This window comes from Kytococcus schroeteri, assembly GCF_042433515.1.
GTDB classification, from domain to species: Bacteria; Actinomycetota; Actinomycetes; order Actinomycetales; family Dermatophilaceae; genus Kytococcus; species Kytococcus schroeteri.
Genome location: NZ_JBHLVH010000027.1, coordinates 53161 through 76047, shown reverse-complemented (window position 1 = coordinate 76047; position 22887 = coordinate 53161). Strand labels below are relative to the sequence as shown.

The window sequence follows — 22887 nt, the reverse complement described above, 5'->3', positions numbered from 1 at the left end:
CGTCAGCGCAGCAGCGGCGCCAGGTGGGTGCGGGCCTCCTCGGTGCCCCACCCCTTGCGGCGCGCGTAGTCCGCCAGCTGCTCGTCGTCGATGCGGCCGATGGAGAAGTACTGCGCGTCCGGGTGCGCCAGGTAGAGGCCGCTCACGGCACTCACGGGTGTCACGGCGCAGTGCTCGGTGAGCCGCAGCCCCACCCCCTCGGCCCCGAGGAGGCGCCACAGGGTGCGCTTCTCGGTGTGGTCCGGCTGGGCCGGGTAGCCGGGCGCGGGGCGGATGCCGGTGTAGCGCTCGCGGATGAGGTCCGGCACGGGCAGGTCCTCGTCGGGGGCGTACCCCCACAGCCGGGTGCGCACCTCGCGGTGGGCCCACTCGGCGAAGGCCTCGGCCAGCCGGTCGGCCAGCACCTGCACCATGATCGCGCCGTAGTCGTCCTGCTCGGCGCGCAGCGCGGCGGCCAGCTCCTCGGCCCCGTGCACGCCCACGGCGAAGCCGCCCAGGTGGTCGTCGGCGGGGGCCACGAAGTCCGCCAGCGAGGCGTACCCGCCGGAGCCGCGGTGCTTCTGCTGGCGCAGCCCGTGGAAGGTGGCCGGCGCTCCGTCCGTCCCGCCGACCCCGTCCGGGGCCCCGGGCACGCGGGGGTCCACCACCACGTCCTGCCCGTCGGCGCCGCGGTGCGCGGGCCACAGGCCCACCACGCCGCGGGCGGTGAGCAGCCCCTCGTCCACGATGCGCCGCAGCCACGCCTGCCCGTCGGCGAAGGTGGTGCGGGCCTGCTCGCCCACTCGCGGGTCCTGCAGGATGCGCGGGTAGCTGCCGCGCAGCTCCCAGGCGCTGAAGAAGGGCGTCCAGTCCACCACCTCGGCCAGCTCGGCGACGGTCGGCTCGAGGCGGTGCACGCCCAGGTGCGCGGGGGCGGGCGAGGGCTCGGTGACCGCCCGGGTGTCGGCGCAGGCCTCGCCCCACGGCACCAGCCGCACCTCCTTGCGCCCGTAGCGCTCCCGCAGCCCGGCGTGGGTGGCGGCGGTGCGCTCGGCCAGGTCCGCCGGGCGGTGCAGCGCCTCGTTGACCACCGGCACGGCGCGCGAGGCGTCGGTGACGTGCACGACGGTGCCGGAGTACGCCGGGTCGATCTTCACCGCGGTGTGCGCCGCGGAGGTGGTGGCCCCGCCCACGAGCAGCGGCGTGGCCAGCCCGCGTCGCTCCATCTCGGCGGCCAGGGACACCATCTCGTCGAGGCTGGGGGTGATGAGCCCGGAGACGCCGATGACGTCCGCCCCGGTCTCGGCGGCCCGGTCCAGCAGCTGCTCGGCCGGCACCATGACGCCCAGGTCCTCCACCTCGTAGCCGTTGCACGAGAGCACCACGCCCACGATGTTCTTGCCGATGTCGTGCACGTCGCCCTTGACGGTGGCCATGAGCACCCGTCCCTTGGCGTGCCCGCCGGTGTCCTGCGCGGCGGCCTCCAGGTAGGGGGTCAGGTGGGCCACGGCGCGCTTCATGACGCGCGCGGACTTCACCACCTGCGGCAGGAACATGCGCCCGCTGCCGAACAGGTCGCCCACCACGTCCATGCCGGCCATGAGCGGCCCCTCGATGACGGCCAGCGGCGAGCCCAGCTCGAGGCGCGCCTCCTCGGCGTCTTCCTCGGCGAACTCCGCGATGCCGTGCACCAGTGAGTGCCGCAGCCGCTCGGCCACCGGCTCGGCGCGCCACGCGGCTTCCTGCGCGGGGGCCTTCTCGCCGGACTCGTGGCGGTACGACCCGGCCAGCTCCAGCAGCCGCTCGGTGGCGTCATCGCGGCGGGCCAGCACCACGTCCTCCACGGCCTCGCGCAGGGGCGGGTCGATCTCCTCGTAGACCCCCAGCATCCCGGCGTTGACGATGCCCATGTCCAGCCCGGCGGCCACGGCGTGGAAGAGGAAGACAGAGTGCATCGCCTCGCGGACCACGTTGTTGCCGCGGAACGAGAAGGACACGTTGGAGATGCCGCCGCTCACCAGGGTGCCGGGCAGGTTCTGCTTGATCCACCGGGTGGCCTCGATGAAGTCCAGCGCGTACCGGTCGTGCTCGGGCATGCCGGTGGCCACGGTGAGCACGTTGGGGTCGAACACGATGTCCTGCGGCCGCCACCCGGCGCCCACCAGCAGGTCGTGGGCGCGCTGGCAGACCTCGATGCGGCGCTCGAAGGTATCGGCCTGGCCCTGCTCGTCGAAGGCCATCACCACGGCGGCCGCGCCGTGGCGGCGCACCACCTCGGCCCGCTCCAGGAAGGCCTCCTCGCCGTCCTTGAGCGAGAGCGAGTTCACGATCCCGCGGCCCTGCAGGCACTCCAGGCCCGCCTCGAGCACCTCCCACCGGCTGGAGTCCAGCATGACCGGCACGCGGGCCACGTCGGGCTCGGCGGCCAGCAGGTTGAGGAAGTGCACCATCGTGGCGGGGCCGTCGGTCATGCCCTCGTCCACGTTGACGTCCACCAGCTGGGCGCCGTTCTCCACCTGCTGCCGGGCGATGGAGACTGCGGCGTCCCAGTCGCCCTCGGCCACCGCGCGGGCGAACCTCGGCGAGCCGGTGATGTTGGTGCGCTCGCCGATGTTCACGAAGTTCGTCTCGTCGGTGAGCACGAACGGCTCCAGCCCGCTGGCGCGCAGCCGGGGCTCGGGCTCGGCGGGCACGCGCGGGGCGTGGCCGGCCACCGCCTCGGCGATGGCGCGCACGTGCTCCGGGGTGGTTCCGCAGCACCCGCCCACGATGTTGAGCACCCCCTCGGCAGCCAGGTCGCCGAGCACGGCGGCCATGTGCTCGGGCGTCTCCTCGTACTCCCCGAAGGCGTTGGGCAGGCCGGCGTTCGGGTGCGTCGAGAGAAGCGCCGGGGTGGCGGCGGAGAGCTCGCGCAGGTGGGGGCGCAGCGCCTCGGCGCCCAGGGCGCAGTTGAGGCCCAGGCTGAGCAGGTCGGCGTGCTCGGTGCTGATGGCGAAGGCGGTGGGCGTCTGGCCCGAGAGCGTGCGGCCCGAGGCGTCGGTGACGGTGCCCGAGAGCATCACCGGGATGCGGCGGCCGGTCTCGCGCTCCACGTCGCCCACGGCGTGCAGGGCGGCCTTGGCGTTGAGCGTGTCGAAGACGGTCTCCACCAGCACCAGGTCGGCGCCGCCGCGCACCAGGGCGGCCACCTGCTCGCGGTAGGCGGCGCGCAGGGTGGCGTGCGTGACGGTGCGCAGCTCGGGGCGTTCGACGTCCGGGGAGAGCGAGGCGGTGCGGTTGGTGGGCCCCACCGCACCGGCCACCCAGCGGGGACGTCCGTCGGCGGCCTGCACCGCGTCGGCCACCTGCCGGGCGGTGCGGGCGGCGGCCTCGTTGAGGGCGGCCACCAGGTGCTCGCAGCCGTACTCGGCCTGCCCGATGGCGGTGGAGCTGAAGGTGTTGGTGGTGGTGATGTCCGCGCCGGCCTCCAGGTAGGCGCGGTGCACGCCGGCCACCAGGTCGGGGCGGCCCAGGTTGAGCAGGTCGAAGTTGCCGGCCAGCGCACGGTCGTCGGGCGTGTCGTCGGCGTGGAAGTCGGCCTCGGTGAGCTCCATCCGCTGGAACATCGAGCCCCACGCGCCGTCGAGCACGAGGATGCGCTCGCGGGCGGCGGCGTGCAGCGCCGCGGCCGCGGGGGAGGGGGCGAGGGGCTCGGCGGCGGCGGTGCCGGCGGTGGGTGCGGTGACGAGGGGCGCGGCGCTCATCGACACCCACCCCCGGCCCGCTCGAGCCCTGCGGCGACGTCGGCGGCTAGGTCGGCCGGGTCCTCCAGACCCACCGAGAGGCGCAGCAGCCCCTCGCCGATCCCGGCCACCTCGCGCGCCTCGGGCGTCATCGAGGCGTGGGTCATGGTGGGCGGGTGCGCCACGAGCGACTCGGTGCCGCCGAGGGACTCCGCGAGGGTGAAGCACTGCAGCCCGTCGAGGAAGCGCGCCACCGCCTCGCGCCCGCCGGCCAGCTCCAGGCTCACCATCGCCCCGAAGCCCTGCTGCTGGCGAGCGGCCACCGCGTGACCGGGGTGGTCGGGCAGGCCCGGGTGGTGCACCGCGGCCACGGCCGGGTGGCCCACCAGGGCGTCCAGCACGGCGGCGGTCCCCTCGGCGTGGGCGCGCAGGCGGGTGGGCAGCGTGCGCAGGCCGCGGAGGGTCAGGTAGCTGTCGAAGGGCGCGCCGGTGATGCCCAGCACGTTGGACCAGTACGCCAGCTGCTCGGCCAGCTCGTCGGTGCCGGCCACCACCGCGCCGCCCACCACGTCGGAGTGGCCGTTGAGGTACTTGGTGGTGGAGTGCACCACCAGGTCGGCGCCGAGCTCCAGCGGCTGCTGCCACAGCGGGGTGCAGAAGGTGTTGTCCGCGGCCACCAGGGCCCCGGCGCGGTGTGCGGCGTCGGCCACGGCGCGCACGTCGGTGACGCGCAGCAGCGGGTTCGAGGGCGTCTCCACCCACACCAGGGCGGCGCCGGGGGCGAGGGCCTCGGCCAGGGCGGCGGCATCGGACTGGTCCACGGCCACCACCTCGAGCACGCCCCGGCGGTGCAGCTCGTCGAACAGCCGCCAGGTGCCGCCGTAGGCGTCGTGCGGGATCACCACGCGCTGGCCGGGCCGGGCGAAGCCGGTGGCCACCAGGGTGACGGCAGCCATGCCGGTGCAGGTCACCGCGGCGCCGGCGCCCCCCTCGAGGGTGGTGAGCGCCTCGGCGAGCAGGTCGCGGGTGGGATTGCCCGAGCGGGTGTAGTCGTACCGGCGCGGCCGGCCGAGGCCCTCGAAGGCGAAGTTGCTCGAGAGGTGCAGCGGGGGGATCACCGCGCCGTGCGCCGGGTCGGTGTCGATGCCGGTGCGCAGCGCGCGGGTGGTGCGGGAGAGGGAGGTGCGGGTGAGCGTGCTCATGCTGGGGCCTTCCTCAGGGGTCCGGCACCGCGGTGACCATCTCTCGGGGTGCGACGGTGTGCCGGAGGAAGACCCGCGGGGAGGAGCTCGCCCGTCGGTCCCATCTTCCGGCGAGCCGAGGCTCCCCGCAGGAGGTGGCACCGTTCCTCGTGGTCGCCCACGAGGCGGTTGCCCCGGCGTCATCGGTCCTGATCCCTCAGCCGGTCGTGATGGATGTGCGCAGCACGGTACAACACGTCCGGCGCCCGCCCACGCGCTCGGGGTGCAGGGTGGCGGGTGTCACGTCCGGCCGGGGTCAGGGCACCGGGTCCGGGTACCGGGTCCGGGTACGCGCGAGGGCGGGCCCACCGTGGTGGACCCGCCCTCGCGCGGGGGACGCCGGGCCCGCGAGGCCCGCGTCGTGCCGCGTCAGCGGTAGTTGGTGAAGGTCAGCGCGGCGTCGATGTCGTCGTTGGCCTTGAGCGCGCGCTGCACGGCCTGAAGGTCGTCGCGGCTCTTGGAGCTCACGCGCACCTCGTCGCCCTGGATGACGGCCTTGACGCTCTTGCCGAACTCGTCGCGGATCTGCTTGGAGATCTTCTTGGCGACCTCCTGGCTCAGGCCCTCCTTGAGCACCCCCTCCAGGCGGTACTCCTTGCCGGACGGCTTGGGCTCGGCGTCGTCGCCGAAGTCCACGGACTTCAGGCTCACCCCGCGCTTGACCAGCTTGGTCTGCAGCACGTCGAGCACGGCCAGGCAGCGCTCGGCGGTGTTGGCGCGCAGGGTCAGGGCGTCGCCCTTGAGCACCACCTCGGCGCCCACGTTGCGGAAGTCGTAGCGGGTGCCGATCTCCTTGGCGGCCTGGTTGACGGCGTTGTCCACCTCCTGGCGGTCGACCTTGCTCACGACGTCGAACGAGGACTCACTGGCCATGGGTGCTCCTGTCATCGAGGGGGTGGAGCCGCCCCGGGGCGGCTCGGTTTGTCCGATCAAGGGTAGGGCGGCTAGTATCCAGCCCGCAGTTTGGCAGGTTGTCCGAGCGGCCAATGGAAGCGGACTGTAAATCCGTCGGCGAAAGCCTACGCAGGTTCGAATCCTGCACCTGCCACGCACACGACCCCCGAGGAACCGTTCCTCGGGGGTCGTCCCGTACCCGGGCCCCCGCGGATCGAGGGGTGGGCCGCCGGCTCAGACGCGGCCGGGCCGGGTGCCGCGCAGGTCGTCCACGATGGGGAACAGGGCCAGCACCAGCAGCAGTGCGGCGGGGACCACCACCGCCCGGTAGCCCACGGCCACCCCGGCCAGCGCCCCGGCCACGCCCCCGAGCACGAAGGCGCCGACCAGGGTGGCGTGCAGCGCCATCCGCTGCCGGTCGGCCCGCACCGGGTCGGGGTCGCCGGGCGGGTTGCGGTAGAGCCACTTGCCCAGCTCGATGCCGAGGTCGGTGACCATCCCGGTGACGTGCGTGGTGCGGATGGTGGCCCCGGTGACCTTGGTGACCAGCGCGTTCTGCAGGCCCATCGTCCAGCAGAGCACCGCCACCGCCGCCCAGCCGTGGCCCCACGCGGTGACGCTGTCGGCGAGCAGCCCCACGAACAGCATCGCCAGGGCCTCCACCACGAGCACCACCGCGAACCGGCTGGCCACCTGCCGGCGGCGCAACGCATTGAACAGCAGGGCGCAGCTGGCCGCACCCACCACGAAGGACGCGATGCCCAGGGCCGCGAGCAGGGCCAGGCGGTGGTCGCCGAGCACCAACTGGTCGGCCAGGGTGGCGGTGAGCCCGGTCATGTGCGAGGTGTAGACCGCCACCGCCAGGAAGCCCACCGAGTTGAGCATGCCCGCGGTGAACGCCAGACCGGCGGCGAGGTGGCGGTTGTCGGCCGCGGTGCGGTCCGGACCGGCCACCCGGCGCAGGTGGGTCACGGCGCGGACGAGGGCTGGGTGCACGGCGCGACCGTAGCAACGCCGTCCCGATCCCTCGCCCTTGTGGCCCGTGTCACGTCGCGGCCCGACGACCCGGGTGGATTGGCCGCGCGAACCTCGCCGGTCGTACCGTGGTGGCATGACCGAGACCGTGAAGACCGTTGACCTTCCCTCCGAGAACAGCTCCACCGACCCCAGCTGGTACATCCAGATGGAGGACGAGCACGCGGCCCACAACTACGGCCCGCTGCCCGTCGTCCTCGCCGAGGGCAAGAACGCCCGGGTCACCGACGTCGCCGGCAAGACCTACATCGACGCCCTGGCTGGCTACTCCGCGCTGAACTTCGGCCACGGCAACGAGGAGCTCATCGCCGCTGCCAAGGAGCAGCTGGACAAGATGACGCTCACCTCCCGCGCCTTCCACTCCGACCGCCTGGGGCCGTTCACCCGCGACCTGGCCGCCCTCACCGGCAAGGACATGGTCCTGCCGATGAACACCGGCGCCGAGGCCGTGGAGACCGCCCTGAAGATCGCCCGCAAGTGGGGCGCCGACGTCAAGGGCGTCGAGAACGGCAAGCAGCACATCATCGTGATGGACGGCAACTTCCACGGCCGCACCACCACCATCATCAGCTTCTCCACCGACGAGGAGGCCCGCGCCGGCTTCGGCCCGTACGCGCCCGGCTTCTCCGTCGTGGAGTACGGCAACGCGCAGGCCGTGCGCGAGGCCATCACCCCGGACACCGTCGCCGTGCTGCTCGAGCCCATCCAGGGCGAGGGCGGCGTCGTGATCCCGCCGGAGGGCTACCTGGCCGAGGTCCGCGAGATCACCCGCGAGAACAACGTGCTCATGATCTGCGACGAGATCCAGTCCGGCCTGGGCCGCACCGGCACCACGCTGGCCTCCCAGTACGAGGGCGTCGAGGCCGACATGTACACCCTGGGCAAGGCCCTGGGCGGCGGCATCGTGCCGGTGTCCGCGGTCGTGGCCAATGAGGACGTCATGGGCGTCATCACCAAGGGCACCCACGGCTCCACCTTCGGTGGCAACCCGCTGGCCTGCGCCGTCGGCCACCAGGTGGTCAAGATGCTGGCCACCGGCGAGCACCAGAAGGCCGCCGCCGAGCGCGGCAAGCAGCTGGCCGAGGGTCTGGAGGCCCTGGTGGGCAAGGGCCTGGTGGCCGTGCGGACCCGCGGCCTGTGGGCCGGTCTGGACATCGACCCCGAGCTGATGACCGGTCGCGAGGCCTGCGAGAAGCTCATGGAGAACGGCGTGCTGGCCAAGGACACCCACGGCTCCACCATCCGCCTGGCCCCGCCGCTGACCGCGACGGCCGAGGACATCGACGCCATCGTCGAGGCCGTGCGCAAGGCCCTGGGCGCCGACGCCTGATCCGGCGCACCCCGTGACGATGGGGGCCGTTCCGCAGCAGCGGAGCGGCCCCATCGGCGTGTCCGGGGGTCGGGAGGGAGCCCTACCATCGGGACGTGCTGTCCGCGAGCCTGCTGGTCCCCGTCCTCGTCGGCGTCCTCGTGGGGCTGCTCATGGGCTCCCTCGGTGGTGGCGGGGCCATCATCGCCGTCCCGGCGCTCATCTACCTGGTGGGCCAGTCCCCGCTCGAGGCGTCCACCACGTCGCTCGTGGTCGTCGGCCTCACGAGCGTGGTGGGCGTGCTCCAGCACGGGCGCGCCGGGCGCGTCGCCTGGGGTGAGGGAATGGTCTTCGGGCTCCTGGGAGCCGCAGGCGCGGCCGGCGGCTCCGTGGCCTCCCAACGGGTGCCTGAGGCGGTGCTCATGACCGCGTTCGGGCTGCTCCTGCTGTTCGTGGCCCGCACCATGTGGCGCAGGGCCCGCTCCGGGGCCCGCCGCGCGGACGCCGATGACCTCGAGGCCGTGCCGCCCCTGCTCACGCTGCGACCGTTCCGCGTGGACCCCTCGCGGGTGCTGCCGGTGCTGCTGGCGGCCAGTGCGGTCGGGTTCCTCACCGGCTTCTTCGGGGTGGGCGGCGGGTTCGCCGTGGTCCCTGCCCTCACGCTCGTGCTCGGCCTGCCGATGCGGCGCGCGGTGGGCACCTCGCTGCTCGTGATGATCCTCAGCGCCACCGTGGCCCTGGGGGTGCGGGCCGGCAGCGGGTTGCAGCTCGACTGGCCGCTGACCCTCACCTTCGCCGGCGTCGCGATGGCGGCGAGCCTCGTCGGCGGCCGCATCGGCCAGGCCGTGCCCGCCCACCGGCTGCAGAGCGCGTTCGCCCTGCTCCTCGTGGCCGTGGCCGTGCTGACCCTGGTGCAGACCGCGCTGGGCTGACCCCTCAGGCGGTGAGGCCGGCGTCGTCCTGCCCGTCGAGCAGGCTGCTGGCCAGCCAGGCGTCCGGGATGCCGAAGGCGTCCACCAGCACGCCCGCCACCGGCCGCAGCTGCGCGCACAGGGCGTTGACCGTGGCCGTCACCGCCTTGGACTTGGCCCCGCGCAGGTGCTCGTGCTCCAGGAACCAGGCCGCGTTCTCCTCGATGACGCTCAGCGCGTAGAGGTCGCACACCTGGTCCAGCAACGTGGCCAGGTCGGGATCCCGGACGCCCTGCACCACCTCGGCGAAGGCGTCCAGCACCACCCGGTCGATGTGCGCGCGGGCGGCCAGCAGCAGGTGGTCCTGCACGTCGTTGAACGCGGCGAACTGCTCGGCCTCGCTGCCCCTGCGCGACCGGCGCATCCGGGCCGCCGCCGTCTCCAGGGTGTGCTGCTCGCGGTACTGGAAGCACTCCACCTGCCAGGCGCGGTCCATCACCACGTCCTCGATGTCTCGCCGCCGAGCCAGCTCCACCATCCGGTTCACGAAGCCCTTGGCCGCGGTGCGCTCCACCACCACGCCGGAGAACTGCGTGGCCCCGTAGCGCAGCATCCCGGTCATGTTGAGCGAGCCGAGCGCCTTGCCGTAGTTGGTGAGCAGGCCCTTGGCCACCAGCTGCAGCAGCACCGTGTTGTCGCCCTCGAAGGTGGCGAACACGTCGGCGTCGTGGCGACGCTGCGTGATGCCGGAGGTCGCCATGTAGCCCGCCCCGCCGCACGCCTCGCGGCAGGTCTGCAGCACCCGGTTGGCCTCCTCGGTCTGCAGGGCCTTGAGCCCTGCGGCGTGGGACTCCAGGGCGCGCTGGGCCCGCTCGTCGCGCTCCAGCGGGCTGGTCCGCTGCACCGCGTGGAGGGTGTCCACCAGCTCGTTCTGCGCGAACTGCAGCGCGTAGCTGCGGGCGATGGCGGGAAGCAGCCGCCGCTGGTGGGCGCGGTAGTCCAGCAGGGTCACCTCCCCGTCGGGGCCGGCGAACTGCGTGCGCCGGTCGGCGTAGCGGGTGGCGATGGTCAGCGCGGAGCGGGCCGCGGCGCTGGCGCCCCCGCCCACCGAGACCCGGCCCCGGACCAGGGTGCCCAGCATCGTGAAGAAACGGCGCCCGGGGGAGTCGATGGGGGAGGAGTAGCGTCCCGCGGCGTCCACGGCGCCGAACCGGTCCAGCAGGTTCTCCCGGGGCACGCGCACGGAGTCGAAGCGCAGGGTGCCGTTGTCCACGCCCGGCAGCCCGCCCTTGGCCCCGTTGTCGCCGATGGTCACGCCCGGCAGGGGCGCACCGGCCGCGTCGCGGATCGGCACCACGAGGGCGTGGATGCCCCGGTGCGTCGGCTCCTCGGCGTCCACCCCCTCGGGCAGGGAGGAGTCGTCCGGCGTCACCAGCTGGGCGAAGACCACGGCCATGCGCCCGTCGCGGGCGGCGTTGCCGATGTAGGTCTTGGTGGCCGAGCGGGTGGGTGAGTGCACCACGAACTCGCCGGCCGCCGCGTCGTAGGTGGCCGTGGTCTCCAGCGACTGCACGTCCGAGCCGTGGCCCACCTCCGTCATCGCGAAGCAGCCGAGCAGCTCCCCGGCGGAGGCGGCGGGCAGCCACGTGGCGTGCTGGGCGTCGGACCCGAGGTTGGCGATGGCCCCGCCGAACAGCCCGAACTGCACGCCCATCTTCACCGCGAGCGAGAGGTCCAGGGCGGCCACGGTCTCGAAGGCGGCAACGGTGCCGCCGACGTCCGCCGGTCCGGCGTCGGGCCCGGGGGCACGCAGCCCCACCAGGCCCTGCCGCGTGAGCTGCAGCAGGGCGGCGGTGGTGGTGGCGCGCTGCTCCTCGAGGGTGGCCTGCGGGTCCAGCAGGACGTCGGCGGCGTCCACCCCCTCGCGCAGGCGCCGGCGCACGTCGGCCCACGGGCCGTCGAGCAGGGCGCCCAGCGCCGTGCGGAGCTCGTCCGCCGTCGTCGCGGGGCCGTCGTGCACGGGGTCGGGTGCCGGGCGGGTCATCGGGTGGTCTCCGCGGCGAGGGCGTCGAACCGGGCGCCGTAGAGCTCGGCCACCTCCTGCACCAGCTGGGAGCGCGGCGGGCGGTCGTCGCCCCGGGCCACCCAGTCCTCGGCGATGAAGCGGACGCACCCCACGAGCCCGTGGGCCAGGGTGCGGGCGGCCTCGGCGGTGCCGGCGGCGGGCTCGCTGCCGGTGCGGGCGGCGGTGCGCAACAGGTGCTCCAGCACGGGGGTGAGGCGCTCGCCCATCCGGTTGGTCATGCCGGCCACGGGGTCCTCCCCGTCGGTGTCGTTGAGCGGGCGGGTCACCACGAAGCGGTAGATCTCCGGGTCGCGCTCCACGAGGGCCAGGTAGGAGTCGGTGACGGCGGCGATGACGGTGCGGGGCGTGGTCTGCGCGGTCTTCTCGCTGGCGCGGGCCAGGTCGCCCCAGATGTTGGCGTCCACGGACTCGATGACGGCGCGCCAGGCGCCGGCGCGGTCGCCCAGGTGGCGGTAGAGCACCGTGCGGGAGGTGCCGGCCTCGGCGGCGATCTCCTCCATGCCGATGCCGGGGCCGTGCTTGCGCAGGGCGCGCAGGGCTGCTTGCGTGAGCTCGGCGCGGCGGCGGGCCCGGTGCGCCTCCCAGCGGGTCGTGCGCCCGTCCACGCGGCGGCCTGCGATCTGCTGCACGGGATCCATGGCCACACTGTAGACCGGATCGACAGTATGTGGAACACTGCGTACCTGTAACTTCGGGGCCGGCTCCACCCGGTGCCACGGCCCCGGACCCCGCCAGACCGAGACGGACCCCGCGGTCCGCACCCAGGAGGGCTCCATGGCCGACCCGCGTTCCCCCCGCCCCCGCAGCGCCCTGGTGGTGGGCGCCAACCGCATCCCCTTCGCCAGGGCCGGCGGCCGCTACGCGCAGGCCTCCAACCAGGACATGCTCACCGCCACCCTGGACGGCCTCGTCGCCCGCCACGGGCTGCAGGGCGAGCGCCTGGGCGAGGTGGCGGCCGGTGCCGTGCTCAAGCACGCCCGCGACTTCAACCTCACGCGTGAGGCCGTCCTCGGCTCCGCGCTGGACGCTCGCACCCCTGCCTACGACCTGCAGCAGGCCTGTGGGACGGGGCTGGAGACCGTCGTCCAGGTGGCCAACAAGATCGCCCTCGGGCAGGTCGAGGCCGGCATCGGGGCCGGGGTCGACACGGCCTCGGACGCGCCGCTGGCCCTCGGTGACGGGCTGCGCCGCGCGCTGCTGGAGGCCTCGCGCGCCAGGTCCGCCCCGGCCCGCCTCCGGGCCCTCGCCCGCATCCGCCCCGGTGACCTCGCGCCCGAGGCCCCGCAGAACGCCGAGCCCCGCACCGGTCTGTCGATGGGGGAGCACATGGCCCGCACGGCTGCCGAGTGGAGGATCTCCCGCGAGGCCCAGGACGCGCTGGCCGCCCGCAGCCACCACCGCCTGGCGGCCGCCTGGGACGAGGGCTTCTTCGACGACCTCGTCACCCCCTTCCTCGGCCTGACCCGGGACGAGTTCCTCCGTCCCGACACCTCCGAGGAGAAGCTCGCCGGCCTCAAGGTCGTCTTCGGCAAGGACGGCTGGGCCGGCCAGCCGGGCACCCTCACCGCCGGCAACTCCACCCCGCTCACCGACGGCGCGTCGGCGGTGCTGCTCTCCTCGCCGGAGTGGGCGGCCGCGCACCACCTCACCCCGCTGGCGCGTTTCGTCGACGCCGAGGTGGCCGCGGTGGACCACGTCCACGCCGGGGAGGGCCTGCTCACCGCACCGGTCTTCGCCGTGCCCCGCCTGCTGGAGCGCCACGGCCTCTCGCTGCAGGACTTCGACTTCTACGAGATCCACGAGGCATTCGCCTCCACCGTGGAGGTCACGCTGAAGGCCTGGGAGGACGAGGAGTTCTGCCGCACCCGTCTGGGGCTGCGGGGTGCGCTCGGCCCCGTCGACCGCGAGCGCCTCAACGTCAAGGGTTCCTCGCTGGCCGCCGGTCACCCGTTCGCCGCCACCGGTGGGCGCATCGTCGGAACCCTCGCCTCGCTGCTGCACCGGAAGGGCAGCGGCCGGGGCCTCATCTCCATCTGCGCTGCCGGCGGGCAGGGCGTCGTCGCGATCCTGGAGGCCGTGTGATGAACCACCCCACCCCGAACCCCACTGACCAGGCCGCCCCGACCACTGGCGAGAAGCGCCCCGCGGCGAGCACGCGGTCGCAGGACGGCTGGCTCGGCTTCGTGAACACCCCGCTGGGCGCCCGCCTGGCCGGCTCGCTCGGCCTGCCCCGGCCGGTCCCGCTGCGCCGCTACACCCCCGGTCAGCCGATGCTGGAGGGCCCCGTCGCGCTCGCCGGTGCCGGGGCCGCCCCGGTCCTCGGCCAGGTCGAGGCGCTCCTCGTGGGCCACGGCATCGCGTCGGAGCGCCCGGAGCTGCCGCTGACCCCGGACGAGGCCGGTGACCTCGCCGCCTCCGCCCTCGTGGTGGACATGACCGCCGCCACCACGCTGGCGGATCTCGACCTGCTGCGCCGGGCCGCCCGGGCCACGCTCAGGCGGCTGGCCCCCAGCGGCCGGGTGGTCGTGCTCGGCACCACCCCGGAGGTCCTCGTGGCCGCTGGCGCCCCCACCGAGCAGGTGGCCGCCGCGCAGGCGCTCGAGGGCGTGGTGCGCTCCATCGGCAAGGAGCTGCGCCGCGGGGCCACGGCCAACCTGCTCTGGCTCGACCCCGCCGTGGGCCGGGACCGCGAGGTCGCCGCCACCGGGGCCGCCGTCGCGCCCGAGCTCGTGGAGCCGCTCACCTTCCTGCTCTCGGCCCGCTCCGCCTACGTGTCCGGCCAGCCGCTGCGCGTCCGCGAGGCCGACCGCAGCCGGGCCGAGGAGTCCCTCGGCTGGCTCCACCCCGTCGAGGCCCAGGAGTGCGCGTTCGCCGGCACCACCGTGGTGGTCACCGGGGCAGCCCGCGGCATCGGGGCCGACATCGCCCGCACCTTCGCCCGCGACGGCGCACGGGTCGTCGCCGTGGACGTGCCGCAGGCGGGCGAGTCCCTGGCCGCCGTGGCCAACGAGGTCGGGGGCGTGGCCCTGCAGCTCGACATCACCACGCCGGACGCCGGGCAGCGCATCGCCGCCGCCGTGGCCGCCACGGGCGCCGAGCAGCTGCACGCGGTGGTCCACAACGCCGGCATCACCCGCGACAAGCTGCTCGTCAACACCGATGCCGACCGGTGGCGCTCGGTGCTCGAGGTGAACCTCGTGGCCCAGCTGCGCATCAACGAGGTGCTGCTCTCCGGCGTCCCGGGCGGCCTCGGCGAGGGCAGTTCCGTCGTGGGGGTGGCCTCCACCTCCGGCATCGGCGGCAACCGCGGCCAGTCCAACTACGCGGCCTCCAAGGCCGGCGTCATCGGCGCGGTGCGTTCGCTCGCCCCGCAGCTGGCCGGGCGCGGCATCACGGTCAACGCCGTGGCACCGGGCTTCATCGAGACCGAGATGACCGGCCGCATGCCGGCCCTCACCCGCGAGGTGGGGCGCCGCATCAACGCGATGGCGCAGGGCGGGCTGCCGGTGGACGTCGCCGAGGCCATCGCCTTCCTCGCCCGTCCCGCCATCGGCGGCGTCACCGGCCAGGTGCTGCGCGTCTGCGGCCAGAGCCAGCTGGGGGCATGAGGTGGCCACGCGCATGAACCTGCCGACCCCCTCGTCGCCCCCGGCCGTCGGCGAGCAGGCGGTCCCGGACGTCGACGTCGAGCTCCTCGACGCGGTGCCCAGCCCCGTGTCGCTCTTCGGGCGCGCCGTGCGGGCCCGCGGACGCTCCACCGTCTGCGCGGACGACCTGCCCTCCCGCCGCCTCGTGGTGGCCGAGGCCGGGTGGACCCCCGGGGAGCTCGCCGCCTACTCCCGCCTCTGTGGCTTCCGCTACGGCGCGCCGGTGTCGGCCACCTGGCTCCACGTGCGCACCTTCGGCCTGCAGATGCAGCTCATGACCGCCCCGGACTTCCCGCTGAAGGTGCTCGGCCTGGTGCACCTGGCCAACCGGTGGCGTGTCCACGCCCCGGTGGCGCCCGATGCGGTGCCGGCCGTGACGCTCTGGGCAGACCGCCTCGTGCCCCACCCCAAGGGCGCCCTGGTGACGCTGGCGGCCACGGCCGAGGTGGACGGTCAACGGGTCTGGGAGGGCTGGAGCGAGTACCTGGCCCGTGGCGTGGAGGTCACCGGTGCCACGGAGGGCGCGCCCTCCGGTGGTTCCCGCGACCCCGCTGAGGCTGCCGGTCCCGCGTCCGCCGTGGACGCCGCGGCCCTGCCGGAGCGTGCCCGGTGGCGTCTGGCGGCCGACACCGGCCGGCGCTACGCCGCGGTGGCGGGCGACGCCAACCCCATCCACCTCTCGGCCCTGACGGCCCGGGCCTTCGGGTTCAAGCGCGCCATCGCCCACGGCATGTACACCGCCGCGCGGTCGTTGGCCGCCCTGGAGCCGCACGTCCCGGACGCGTACGCCTACGACGTGGCCTTCGCCAAGCCGCTCCACCTGCCGTCCACCGTGGTCCTGGCCACGGGCCGGGCGGGTGGCGGCGCCGACCCGTCGGGCCGCCGGGGTGTGCAGCAGGTCGCCGTCCGGGCCACGGACCCCTCGGTCGTGCACATGACGGGGACGCTGAGGGCCCTCTGAGGCAGGTGGCGCGGGTTCCACCGAGGCCGGGAATCCGCGCCACCGCGCCGTTTTTGCACATTCCAGAAGCTGTGTGTATTGTTCTCCGAGCGGTCACGGCCGCGACGCCCCTATAGCTCAGTCGGTAGAGCGTCTCCATGGTAAGGAGAAGGTCAGCGGTTCGATTCCGCTTGGGGGCTCTGGTGGTGGCCGGCCTTCGGGTCGGCCCACCCGCCGAGGCGGGGTAGCTCAGCTGGTTAGAGCGCACGACTCATAATCGTGAGGTCAGGGGATCGAGCCCCCTCCCCGCTACTGGCAGACGGTCCACCCAGTGGACCCGCCGCCGTGCCCCATCGGGGCGCACCACGAACAATCCGTCCGAGAGCAGGTTGCCCCATGGCCAGCAAGAGCGCTGACGTCCGCCCGAAGATCACTCTGGCGTGCACGGACTGCAAGGAGCGCAACTACATCACCAAGAAGAACCGTCGGAACAACCCCGACCGTCTTGAGCTGAAGAAGTTCTGCGCGCGCTGCCAGTCCCACACCGCGCACCGCGAGACCCGCTGAGGTCCGCACACCAGACCACGAGGAGGGCCGCCCCGCACGGGGCGGCCCTCCTCCGTGCGTGCGGGGTGTCGCATAGGCTCGCGGCATGACGTCCGCCGACACCCAGGCCGCCGCCGGCACGCTCGCCGAGCGGGTCACCGGCCGCAACTGGACCCTGCAGGAGCCCTACCAGGTGGCCCGCCCCGCCGTGCGCGAGTTCGCCCGCGCGGTCGGCGCGGAGCACCCCGTGCACCACGACGTGGCGGTTGCCGCCGAGGCCGGGTACGCCGACCTCGTGGCACCCCCCACCTTCGTCGTCAAGGTCACGCAGGCGGCCGACTTCCTCCTGCTGTCCGACCCGGACCTGGGCATCGCGCTGCAGAACGTCGTGCACGGCGAGCAGTCCTTCACCCACGAGCGCCCCGTGGTGGCCGGTGACGAGCTCACCGCCACCACCGAGGTCACCAGCGCCAAGATGATGGGCTCCACGTGCATGCTCGCGCTGCGCACCACGGTGCTGGACGAGTCCGAGGACCTCGTGGCCACCGGCACCTCCACCCTCGTCATCTCGACCGCCCCGGCGCAGGAGGCCTGATGTCCGACCAGACCCCGCAGCAGCCCACCGCCGCCCCCGACGTCGCGTCGCTCACCATCGGCGACGTCGCCTTCGAGCGCGAGGTCCGCCTCACCCGCGCCGACCTCGTCTCCTACGCCGGCGCCTCCGGCGACCACAACCCCATCCACTGGAGCGACCGCGTCGCCGCTGAGGTGGGCCTGCCCGGCGTGCTGGCCCACGGCATGCTCACGATGGGGCGCGCGGCCACCTGCGTCGGGGACTGGGCCGGCGACCCCGCCCGCGTCCTGGGCCTCTCCACCCGCTTCTCCGCGCCGGTCGTGGTGCCCGACCCGGGTGAGGCCGTGCTCACGGTGACCGGCACCGTCAAGCAGGTCGAGGGCGACACCGTCACCCTGGCGCTGGCGGTCACCCAGGAGGGCGCCCCCAAGCCGGTGCTCGGCCGGGCCACCGCCACGGTCGACCTCTCCGGGGAGGACGCGTGAGCACCCCTCCGCTCTCCGAGGCCTCCCGCACCGAGCACGACGCCCCGCTGGCCCCGCTCACCACGCTGCGCGTCGGCGGCCCCGCCCGGACCCTCGTGCGTGCCGCCACCACCGACGACCTCGTGGCCGCCGTGCGCGCCGCCGACGCCGCGGGGGAGGACCTCCTGCTGGTCTCCGGCGGCTCCAACCTCGTCATCAGCGATGCGGGGTTCCCCGGCACCGTCGTGCAGGTGGCCACGCGCGGCATCGAGGTCGAGGACGCCGGGGACGGGCGGGTGCGCGTGCGCGCCGCCGCCGGCGAGCCCTGGGACGCCTTCGTCGCCCACGCCGTGCAGAACGGCTGGAGCGGCATCGAGGCCCTGTCGGGCATCCCCGGGTGCGTGGGCTCCACCCCCATCCAGAACGTGGGCGCCTACGGGCAGGACGTCTCGCAGACGGTGGAGTCCGTGCGCGTGCTCGACCGTGAGACCGGCGAGGTGCAGGAGATGTCCGCCGCCGAGTGCGCCTTCGCCTACCGGGACTCGCTGTTCAAGCGCACCCAGAAGGGCTCCACGGGCCGCTACGTCGTGCTCGCGGTGACCTTCCTGCTGGAGGCCACCGACCGCTCCCAGCCGGTGGGCTACGCCGCCCTCGCACAGGGCCTCGGCGTGGAGATGGGGGAGCGCGTCGCCCTGGCCGACGCCCGCGAGGCCGTCCTGGCCCAGCGCCGGCAGCGCGGCATGGTCTGGGACGCCGACGACCACGACACCTGGTCGTGCGGGTCCTTCTTCACCAACCCGATCATCACCGCCGCCCAGATGGACGAGGTGCGGGCCCACGTGGTGGAGCGCTTCGGCCCCACCGCCCCGGAGCCGCCGGAGTTCCCGGCGGGCGACGGGATGGTCAAGACGAGTGCGGCCTGGCTCATCGACAAGGCCGGGTACGGCAAGGGCTACGCGATGCCGGGGCCGGCCGCGCTGTCCACCAAGCACCCGCTGGCCATCACCAACCGGGGCTCGGCGACGGCGGCCGACGTGGCCGCGCTGGCCCGCGAGGTGCGCCTCGGGGTCGAGGAGGCCTTCGGGGTGCGCCTGGTCAACGAGCCCGTCTTCGTCGGCCACCAGCTCTGAGGACGTGCCCGCGGCCCGGCCGCGCCGACGCCGAAGGGACCCCGTCCGACGGACGGGGTCCCTTCGGGCGTGCGGTGGCTCAGGCGCGGCGGCTGCGGGCCACGAGCGTGCCACCGGCCGCCACCAGGCCCAGCCCCGCCAGGCCGGCCCAGGGCGAGGCGTCCGGGCCGCTCGCCACACCGGTGTCCACGATCGGCCCGTCCTGGCCCACCTCGTGGGTCCGGAACGAGAAGACCTCCTCGGTGGAGGGGTCCACGGTCATGCTCAGCCACTGCGTGGCCGTGTCGCCGAAGGTCTCCACGCGCGTCAGGTTCTGCACCCCGCCGTAGTGCGCCTCCTCCTCGTGCTGGTGCTCGTCGCCGTGCAGCAGGAGCACCGGGCCGTCGAAGGCGGCGGCGCGCTCCAGCAGCAGCGCTCGCTCGGCGGCGTAGCCGGGCTCGTCGGCCACCGGCTCGGCCTGCATCATGATCGCCACGGCGGCGTCGCCCCGCTCCTGCGCGGTGTCGAAGGCGGCGTCGATCCAGTCCAGGTTCGCCGCGCGGCGCTGGCGCACCTCGGCCATCCGCTCGGCCGGGTGGTCGCCCTCGGCCAGCTCGTCCCAGGGGGCCTCGCCGTTCTGGCTGCCCACCACGTGCACGGTGGCGAAGGTGGTGCCGGCGGCGTGGAAGCGCACGTTCTCCACCGACTGTGCGTGCTCGGGCTGCTCGGCCGACTGGGGAACCACCTCCATCGACCGCCCCCCGATGGTGCCGCGGGGGTTCGGGTAGAAGAGCGCGCGGGTGTGCTCCAGGCGCTCGGTGGGCAGGTACTGCCCGGCCTTCTCGCGGTGGCAGTCGGTCCACTCGTTGTCGCCCGGGGTGAGCACGAACGGCGCCTCGAAGGTGTCGTACAGCGCGCGGGAGGTGGCCAGCAGCTCGTCGGAGCAGGGGGTGGACCCGCTCTTCACGTCGCCGGCGTGGAGGACCCAGTCGAACCCGTGGGCGTTGACGTCGTCCACGAGGGCGGGGAACTGCTCGGTCTGCTCGGGGCCGTAGGGGGTGTCGCCGAGCACGGCCACGTGGGCCACGTCGTCGGGGGCCGAGGCCGTGGCCGGTGCCCCGACGGCGAGGGCGGCCAGGGCGGCGACGGACGCGGACAGGGACAGGGTCAGGGGGGTGCGTGTGTGCATGGCCCCACCGTGGCCCTCGCGGGTGACCCCGGGGTGGCCGCCGGGTGACGGCCCGGTGGCGCTCAGCCGGCGGCCACCCACGCGGCGATGTCCCGCTCGGCGGCCTCGACCACCTCGCGCGGGGCCCGGCTCGCGGCGAAGGAGGCCCGCGCGAGGTCCCCGAGGGCGGCGGCGTCCAGCCCGTGCACGTCGCGTGCGGCCACGTACTGGTCGGCCAGCCGGGAGCCGAAGAGCAGCGGGTCGTCCGCGCCGAGCGCCACCGTCGCCCCGGCGTCGAGCAGGGCCCGCAGGGGCACCTGGTCCAGGGCGGAGTACACGCCCAGGGCCACGTTGCTGCCCGGGCACACCTCCAGCGCGATGCCGCGGCGCACCACCTCCGCCAGCAGCTCGGGGTCCTCGCTGGCCCGCACCCCGTGGCCCAGCCGGTCCGGTGCCAGGGCGTCCAGTGCGTCGGCCACGTGGCGGGGACCGAGCAGCTCCCCGGCGTGCGGCACCGAGGCGAGCCCCGCCCGACGCGCGATGGAGAACGCCTTGGCGAACTCCGCGGTGTCCCCGCGGCGCTCGTCGTTGGAGAGTCCGAAGCCCACCACCGTCCCCGGGCCGTCCCCGGCGTGCTGGGCGGCCAGACGGGCCAGGGCGCGGGCGTCGTAGGGGTGCCGGGTGCGGCTCGCCGCCACCACCACGGCCACGCCGATGCCCTCCTCGGCCGATGCCCGGCGCGCCTCGTCGAGGACGATCTCCAGCGCGGGCGTGATGCCCCCGACGTGCGGGGCGTAGCTCGTGGGGTCCACCTGGATCTCCAGCCAGCGCGACCCCTCGGCGGCGTCGTCCTGCGCGGCCTCGCGCACGATGCGGCGCATGTCGGTCTCGGTCGTCACGCACGCCCTGGCGGCGTCGTAGAGGCGCTGGAAGCGGAACCAGCCGCGCTCGTCGGTGGCACGCAGCACCGGCGGCCAGTCGTCCACGAGCGCGCTCGGCAGCCGCAGGCCCTTCTGCGCGGCCAGCTCGCGCAGGGTGCTGATCCGCATCGACCCCGTGAAGTGCAGGTGCAGGTGCGCCTTGGGCAGGTCCACGACCCTGTCACCGGGCTGGAGCAGGGCGCCCGTGACGAGGTCGTCGGTGCGGGGGGTGGCGGTGCCGGCGTCCATGTCCGGAGTCTGCCACCCGGGCTCGAGCTGCCTCCTCAGGCGTCGTCGGCGTCGACCACGTGGTCCACGGCCGGGTCGCTCATCGCCCCCTCGCCCTCGTCCTCGATGCCGTTGGTGTCCTGCTCGCGGGCCAGGCGGTCGGTCGCGGGCTGGGCAGGGTCGATGCCGGCCAGCGCCCCGTCGGCCTCCCGCCCCGCGTCCTCGACCACCTCGCTGCCGTCCTGCACGAGGTCGTCGGTGCCCAGGTCCTCGGCGGTCACCTCGCCGTACTCCTGCTGGGCGTCCACCTCCTCGGCGGGGCCGTCCGGCTCGTCGTCATAGCTGAGCGTGCCGTCCCCGCTGAACTCCTGGTCGGGGTCCACGAGGTCGTCCACGGCGTCGAGATCGGAGGCGGTGCGGGGGAAGTCCTGGCTCATGGGGGTCTCCTGGGTCGTGTCCACCGGGTCGGCCCGCTGCGGGCGGGGCGTCAGGCCCAGTCTCCGCCCGTGCCCGGCGGTCGTCCACCCGGCGGGGTCCGTCGCGCCACGCGGCGGGGCCGCCCACCACGTGCGTGGTGGGCGGCCCCTGCGGCATCGGTGCGGTGCCGTGTCAGTCGCGGGCCTCGGCCAGCAGCTTCTGGATGCGGCCCACGCCCTCCTCCAGGTCCTCGTCGCCCAGGGCGTAGGAGAGGCGCAGGTAGCCCGAGGGGCCGAAGGCCTCACCGGGCACCACGGCCACCTCGGCCTCCTCGAGGATGAGCGCGGCCAGCTCCAGGGAGGTCTGCGGGCGCTTCCCGCGGATCTCCTTGCCGAGCACGCCCTTGACCGAGGGGTAGGCGTAGAACGCGCCCTCCGGCATCGGGCACTCCACGCCCTCGATCTCGTTGAGCATCCTCACGATGGTCCGGCGGCGGCGGTCGAACGCCTCGTGCATGCGCTCCACGTCCTCCATGCCACCGTTCAGGGCCGCGACGGCGGCGCGCTGCGAGACGTTGGCCACGTTGGAGGTGGCGTGCGACTGCAGGTTGGTGGCGGCCTTGATGACGTCCACGGGGCCGGCCATCCAGCCCACGCGCCAGCCGGTCATGGCGTACGTCTTGGCCACGCCGTTGAGCACCACGCAGGTGTCGGCCAGCTCCGGGACCACCACCGGCATCGAGTGGAACTCCGCGTCGCCGTACACGAGGTACTCGTAGATCTCGTCGGTGACCACCCAGATGCCGTGCTCCACCGCCCAGCGGCCGATGGCCTCGACCTCGTCGCGGGAGTAGACCGCGCCGGTGGGGTTGGAGGGGGAGACGAAGAGCAGCACCTTGGTGCGCTCGGTGCGGGCGGCCTCGAGCTGCTCGACGGTGACCTTGTACTCCTGGGTCTCGTCGGCGAAGACCTCCACGGACGTGCCGCCGGCCAGGGCGATGGCCTCGGGGTAGGTGGTCCAGTAGGGGGCGGGCAGGAGCACCTCGTCGCCCGGGTCGAGCAGGGCGGCGAAGGTGTTGTACACGGCCTGCTTGCCACCGTTGGTCACGAGCACCTGCTGGGGGGTCAGCTCCAGGCCCGTGTGGCGGGCGGTGGCCTCCACGATGGCCTGCTTGAGCTCGGGCAGGCCGCCGGCGGCGGTGTACCGGTGGTTGGCCGGGTCGTGGCAGGCGGCCGCGGCGGCCTCCACCACGTGGGCGGGGGTCGGGAAGTCCGGCTCGCCGGCGCCGAAGCCGATGACCGGTCGGCCCTGGGCCTTGAGCTCCTTGGCCTTCGCGGTGACGGCCAGGGTCGCGGACTCGGCGATCGCGGCCAGGCGGCGGGACACTCGGGCGGGCTGCTGGGCGGGGGACTGGTCGCTTGTCATGCCCGCCATTCTGGCAGCCGGCCCCGCACGGCCGGGGCCCCGTGGGGGTGCCGGCCGGGGCGCGGAACCACCGCCGAGGGGGCGGCAGGGGCCTCGGGTGGAAATCAGGTGCCGCCCTGCAGTAGAGTGCCCGGTCGGTGCACCACCGTGCGCCGACCACGGCGGTCGACCCACCGGCCGCCGAAGGGCATTAGCTCAATTGGTAGAGCACCGGTCTCCAAAACCGGGGGTTGGGGGTTCGAGTCCCTCATGCCCTGCGCAGTCCGTCCCCG

General features: G+C 74.3%; 19 protein-coding genes, 4 tRNA genes and 1 riboswitch. Of the genes, 13 read left to right on the top strand and 10 right to left on the bottom strand.

Going from position 1 to position 22887, the window contains the following annotated elements; genetic code table 11:
- Positions 1-2: 2 nt before the first annotated feature.
- From metH to ACFFHC_RS10605, 3 genes are all read right to left on the bottom strand, one after another.
- Positions 3-3722, bottom strand: coding sequence for a methionine synthase (metH, locus tag ACFFHC_RS10615; protein ID WP_101849219.1), 3720 nt, complete (start codon positions 3720-3722; stop codon positions 3-5).
- Positions 3719-4903 carry a cystathionine gamma-synthase gene (gene metB, locus ACFFHC_RS10610; protein ID WP_101849220.1) on the bottom strand — a complete coding sequence of 395 codons (1185 nt, stop codon included), beginning with the start codon at positions 4901-4903 and terminating at the stop codon, positions 3719-3721. The genes metH and metB overlap by 4 nt, the downstream gene beginning before the upstream one ends.
- A gap of 97 nt (positions 4904-5000) precedes the next feature.
- Positions 5001-5119, bottom strand: a riboswitch (SAM riboswitch).
- 192 nt (positions 5120-5311) lie between these two features.
- A complete protein-coding gene (locus tag ACFFHC_RS10605) occupies positions 5312-5815 on the bottom strand; it encodes a YajQ family cyclic di-GMP-binding protein (RefSeq protein ID WP_070706020.1) in 504 nt (167 codons plus the stop codon).
- 92 nt (positions 5816-5907) lie between these two features.
- Between ACFFHC_RS10605 and ACFFHC_RS10600 the strand changes: the two genes are divergently transcribed.
- Positions 5908-5990: transfer RNA gene (locus ACFFHC_RS10600), tRNA-Tyr, on the top strand.
- Between the two features lie 80 nt (positions 5991-6070).
- On the opposite strand, the gene ACFFHC_RS10595 is transcribed toward ACFFHC_RS10600, so the two are convergent.
- Positions 6071-6832, bottom strand: a complete 762-nt coding sequence (locus ACFFHC_RS10595) for a YoaK family protein (RefSeq protein ID WP_237769844.1) — start codon at positions 6830-6832, stop codon at positions 6071-6073.
- Positions 6833-6947: 115 nt separating this feature from the next.
- On the opposite strand from ACFFHC_RS10595, the gene rocD reads away from it, so the two are divergent.
- Both rocD and ACFFHC_RS10585 read left to right on the top strand, forming a co-directional pair.
- The gene (rocD, locus tag ACFFHC_RS10590) at positions 6948-8201 is read left to right on the top strand and encodes an ornithine--oxo-acid transaminase (RefSeq protein ID WP_070706022.1); all 1254 of its coding nucleotides are present in this window, start codon (positions 6948-6950) and stop codon (positions 8199-8201) included.
- Positions 8202-8296: 95 nt separating this feature from the next.
- Positions 8297-9112 (top strand): sulfite exporter TauE/SafE family protein, encoded by an 816-nt coding sequence (locus ACFFHC_RS10585; protein ID WP_379805271.1) that lies wholly within the window; start codon positions 8297-8299, stop codon positions 9110-9112.
- A gap of 4 nt (positions 9113-9116) precedes the next feature.
- Here ACFFHC_RS10585 and ACFFHC_RS10580 read toward each other — a convergent pair whose 3' ends face one another.
- Entirely contained in the window at positions 9117-11135 is a 2019-nt protein-coding gene (locus tag ACFFHC_RS10580; protein WP_379805268.1) for an acyl-CoA dehydrogenase family protein, read from the bottom strand.
- Positions 11132-11815, bottom strand: a complete 684-nt coding sequence (locus tag ACFFHC_RS10575; protein ID WP_070706032.1) for a TetR/AcrR family transcriptional regulator — start codon at positions 11813-11815, stop codon at positions 11132-11134. The genes ACFFHC_RS10580 and ACFFHC_RS10575 overlap by 4 nt, the downstream gene beginning before the upstream one ends.
- A gap of 136 nt (positions 11816-11951) precedes the next feature.
- Between ACFFHC_RS10575 and ACFFHC_RS10570 the strand changes: the two genes are divergently transcribed.
- From ACFFHC_RS10570 to ACFFHC_RS10530, 9 genes are all read left to right on the top strand, one after another.
- Positions 11952-13259, top strand: a complete 1308-nt coding sequence (locus ACFFHC_RS10570; protein ID WP_379805265.1) for an acetyl-CoA C-acetyltransferase — start codon at positions 11952-11954, stop codon at positions 13257-13259.
- Positions 13259-14785: a 3-oxoacyl-ACP reductase gene (locus ACFFHC_RS10565; protein ID WP_379805262.1), complete on the top strand. Its 1527-nt coding sequence runs from the start codon at positions 13259-13261 to the stop codon at positions 14783-14785. Before ACFFHC_RS10570 ends, ACFFHC_RS10565 begins: the two co-directional genes overlap by 1 nt.
- Before the next feature lie 13 nt (positions 14786-14798).
- Positions 14799-15785, top strand: a complete 987-nt coding sequence (locus ACFFHC_RS10560) for a MaoC family dehydratase (protein WP_083323606.1) — start codon at positions 14799-14801, stop codon at positions 15783-15785.
- 106 nt (positions 15786-15891) lie between these two features.
- Positions 15892-15964, top strand: a tRNA-Thr gene (locus ACFFHC_RS10555).
- A 38-nt stretch (positions 15965-16002) separates the two neighbouring features.
- Positions 16003-16076: transfer RNA gene (locus ACFFHC_RS10550), tRNA-Met, on the top strand.
- Between the two features lie 84 nt (positions 16077-16160).
- Positions 16161-16331: a 50S ribosomal protein L33 gene (gene rpmG / locus ACFFHC_RS10545; protein WP_015780047.1), complete on the top strand. Its 171-nt coding sequence runs from the start codon at positions 16161-16163 to the stop codon at positions 16329-16331.
- Positions 16332-16416: 85 nt separating this feature from the next.
- On the top strand, positions 16417-16905 hold the full coding sequence (locus tag ACFFHC_RS10540; protein WP_083323585.1) for an FAS1-like dehydratase domain-containing protein: 489 nt from the start codon (positions 16417-16419) through the stop codon (positions 16903-16905).
- Positions 16905-17369, top strand: a complete 465-nt coding sequence (locus ACFFHC_RS10535; protein WP_070705318.1) for a MaoC/PaaZ C-terminal domain-containing protein — start codon at positions 16905-16907, stop codon at positions 17367-17369. The genes ACFFHC_RS10540 and ACFFHC_RS10535 overlap by 1 nt, the downstream gene beginning before the upstream one ends.
- Entirely contained in the window at positions 17366-18478 is a 1113-nt protein-coding gene (locus ACFFHC_RS10530; RefSeq protein WP_101849226.1) for a UDP-N-acetylmuramate dehydrogenase, read from the top strand. The genes ACFFHC_RS10535 and ACFFHC_RS10530 overlap by 4 nt, the downstream gene beginning before the upstream one ends.
- Positions 18479-18557: 79 nt before the next feature.
- Here ACFFHC_RS10530 and ACFFHC_RS10525 read toward each other — a convergent pair whose 3' ends face one another.
- From ACFFHC_RS10525 to ACFFHC_RS10510, 4 genes are all read right to left on the bottom strand, one after another.
- A complete protein-coding gene (locus tag ACFFHC_RS10525; RefSeq protein ID WP_379805255.1) occupies positions 18558-19646 on the bottom strand; it encodes a metallophosphoesterase in 1089 nt (362 codons plus the stop codon).
- Positions 19647-19708: 62 nt separating this feature from the next.
- Positions 19709-20674, bottom strand: coding sequence for an adenosine deaminase (locus tag ACFFHC_RS10520; protein ID WP_238329943.1), 966 nt, complete (start codon positions 20672-20674; stop codon positions 19709-19711).
- A 155-nt stretch (positions 20675-20829) separates the two neighbouring features.
- A complete protein-coding gene (locus ACFFHC_RS10515; protein ID WP_070705824.1) occupies positions 20830-21210 on the bottom strand; it encodes a hypothetical protein in 381 nt (126 codons plus the stop codon).
- 172 nt (positions 21211-21382) lie between these two features.
- Positions 21383-22615, bottom strand: coding sequence for a pyridoxal phosphate-dependent aminotransferase (locus tag ACFFHC_RS10510; RefSeq protein ID WP_070705876.1), 1233 nt, complete (start codon positions 22613-22615; stop codon positions 21383-21385).
- 184 nt (positions 22616-22799) lie between these two features.
- Here ACFFHC_RS10510 and ACFFHC_RS10505 point away from each other — a divergent pair.
- Positions 22800-22872: transfer RNA gene (locus ACFFHC_RS10505), tRNA-Trp, on the top strand.
- The last annotated feature ends 15 nt before the right edge of the window (positions 22873-22887 follow it).

Bases quoted from the DNA above. Each gene is read 5' to 3' on its own strand.
- metH (WP_101849219.1), bottom strand. From the start codon at position 3,722: ATGAGCGCCGCGCCCCTCGTCACCGCACCCACCGCCGGCACCGCCGCC.
- metB (WP_101849220.1), bottom strand. From the start codon at position 4,903: ATGAGCACGCTCACCCGCACCTCCCTCTCCCGCACCACCCGCGCGCTG.
- ACFFHC_RS10605 (WP_070706020.1), bottom strand. From the start codon at position 5,815: ATGGCCAGTGAGTCCTCGTTCGACGTCGTGAGCAAGGTCGACCGCCAG.
- rocD (WP_070706022.1), top strand. From the start codon at position 6,948: ATGACCGAGACCGTGAAGACCGTTGACCTTCCCTCCGAGAACAGCTCC.
- ACFFHC_RS10580 (WP_379805268.1), bottom strand. From the start codon at position 11,135: ATGACCCGCCCGGCACCCGACCCCGTGCACGACGGCCCCGCGACGACG.
- ACFFHC_RS10575 (WP_070706032.1), bottom strand. From the start codon at position 11,815: ATGGATCCCGTGCAGCAGATCGCAGGCCGCCGCGTGGACGGGCGCACG.
- ACFFHC_RS10570 (WP_379805265.1), top strand. From the start codon at position 11,952: ATGGCCGACCCGCGTTCCCCCCGCCCCCGCAGCGCCCTGGTGGTGGGC.
- ACFFHC_RS10565 (WP_379805262.1), top strand. From the start codon at position 13,259: ATGAACCACCCCACCCCGAACCCCACTGACCAGGCCGCCCCGACCACT.
- ACFFHC_RS10560 (WP_083323606.1), top strand. From the start codon at position 14,799: ATGAACCTGCCGACCCCCTCGTCGCCCCCGGCCGTCGGCGAGCAGGCG.
- rpmG (WP_015780047.1), top strand. From the start codon at position 16,161: ATGGCCAGCAAGAGCGCTGACGTCCGCCCGAAGATCACTCTGGCGTGC.
- ACFFHC_RS10540 (WP_083323585.1), top strand. From the start codon at position 16,417: ATGACGTCCGCCGACACCCAGGCCGCCGCCGGCACGCTCGCCGAGCGG.
- ACFFHC_RS10535 (WP_070705318.1), top strand. From the start codon at position 16,905: ATGTCCGACCAGACCCCGCAGCAGCCCACCGCCGCCCCCGACGTCGCG.
- ACFFHC_RS10525 (WP_379805255.1), bottom strand. From the start codon at position 19,646: ATGCACACACGCACCCCCCTGACCCTGTCCCTGTCCGCGTCCGTCGCC.
- ACFFHC_RS10520 (WP_238329943.1), bottom strand. From the start codon at position 20,674: ATGCGGATCAGCACCCTGCGCGAGCTGGCCGCGCAGAAGGGCCTGCGG.
- ACFFHC_RS10515 (WP_070705824.1), bottom strand. From the start codon at position 21,210: ATGAGCCAGGACTTCCCCCGCACCGCCTCCGATCTCGACGCCGTGGAC.
- ACFFHC_RS10510 (WP_070705876.1), bottom strand. From the start codon at position 22,615: ATGACAAGCGACCAGTCCCCCGCCCAGCAGCCCGCCCGAGTGTCCCGC.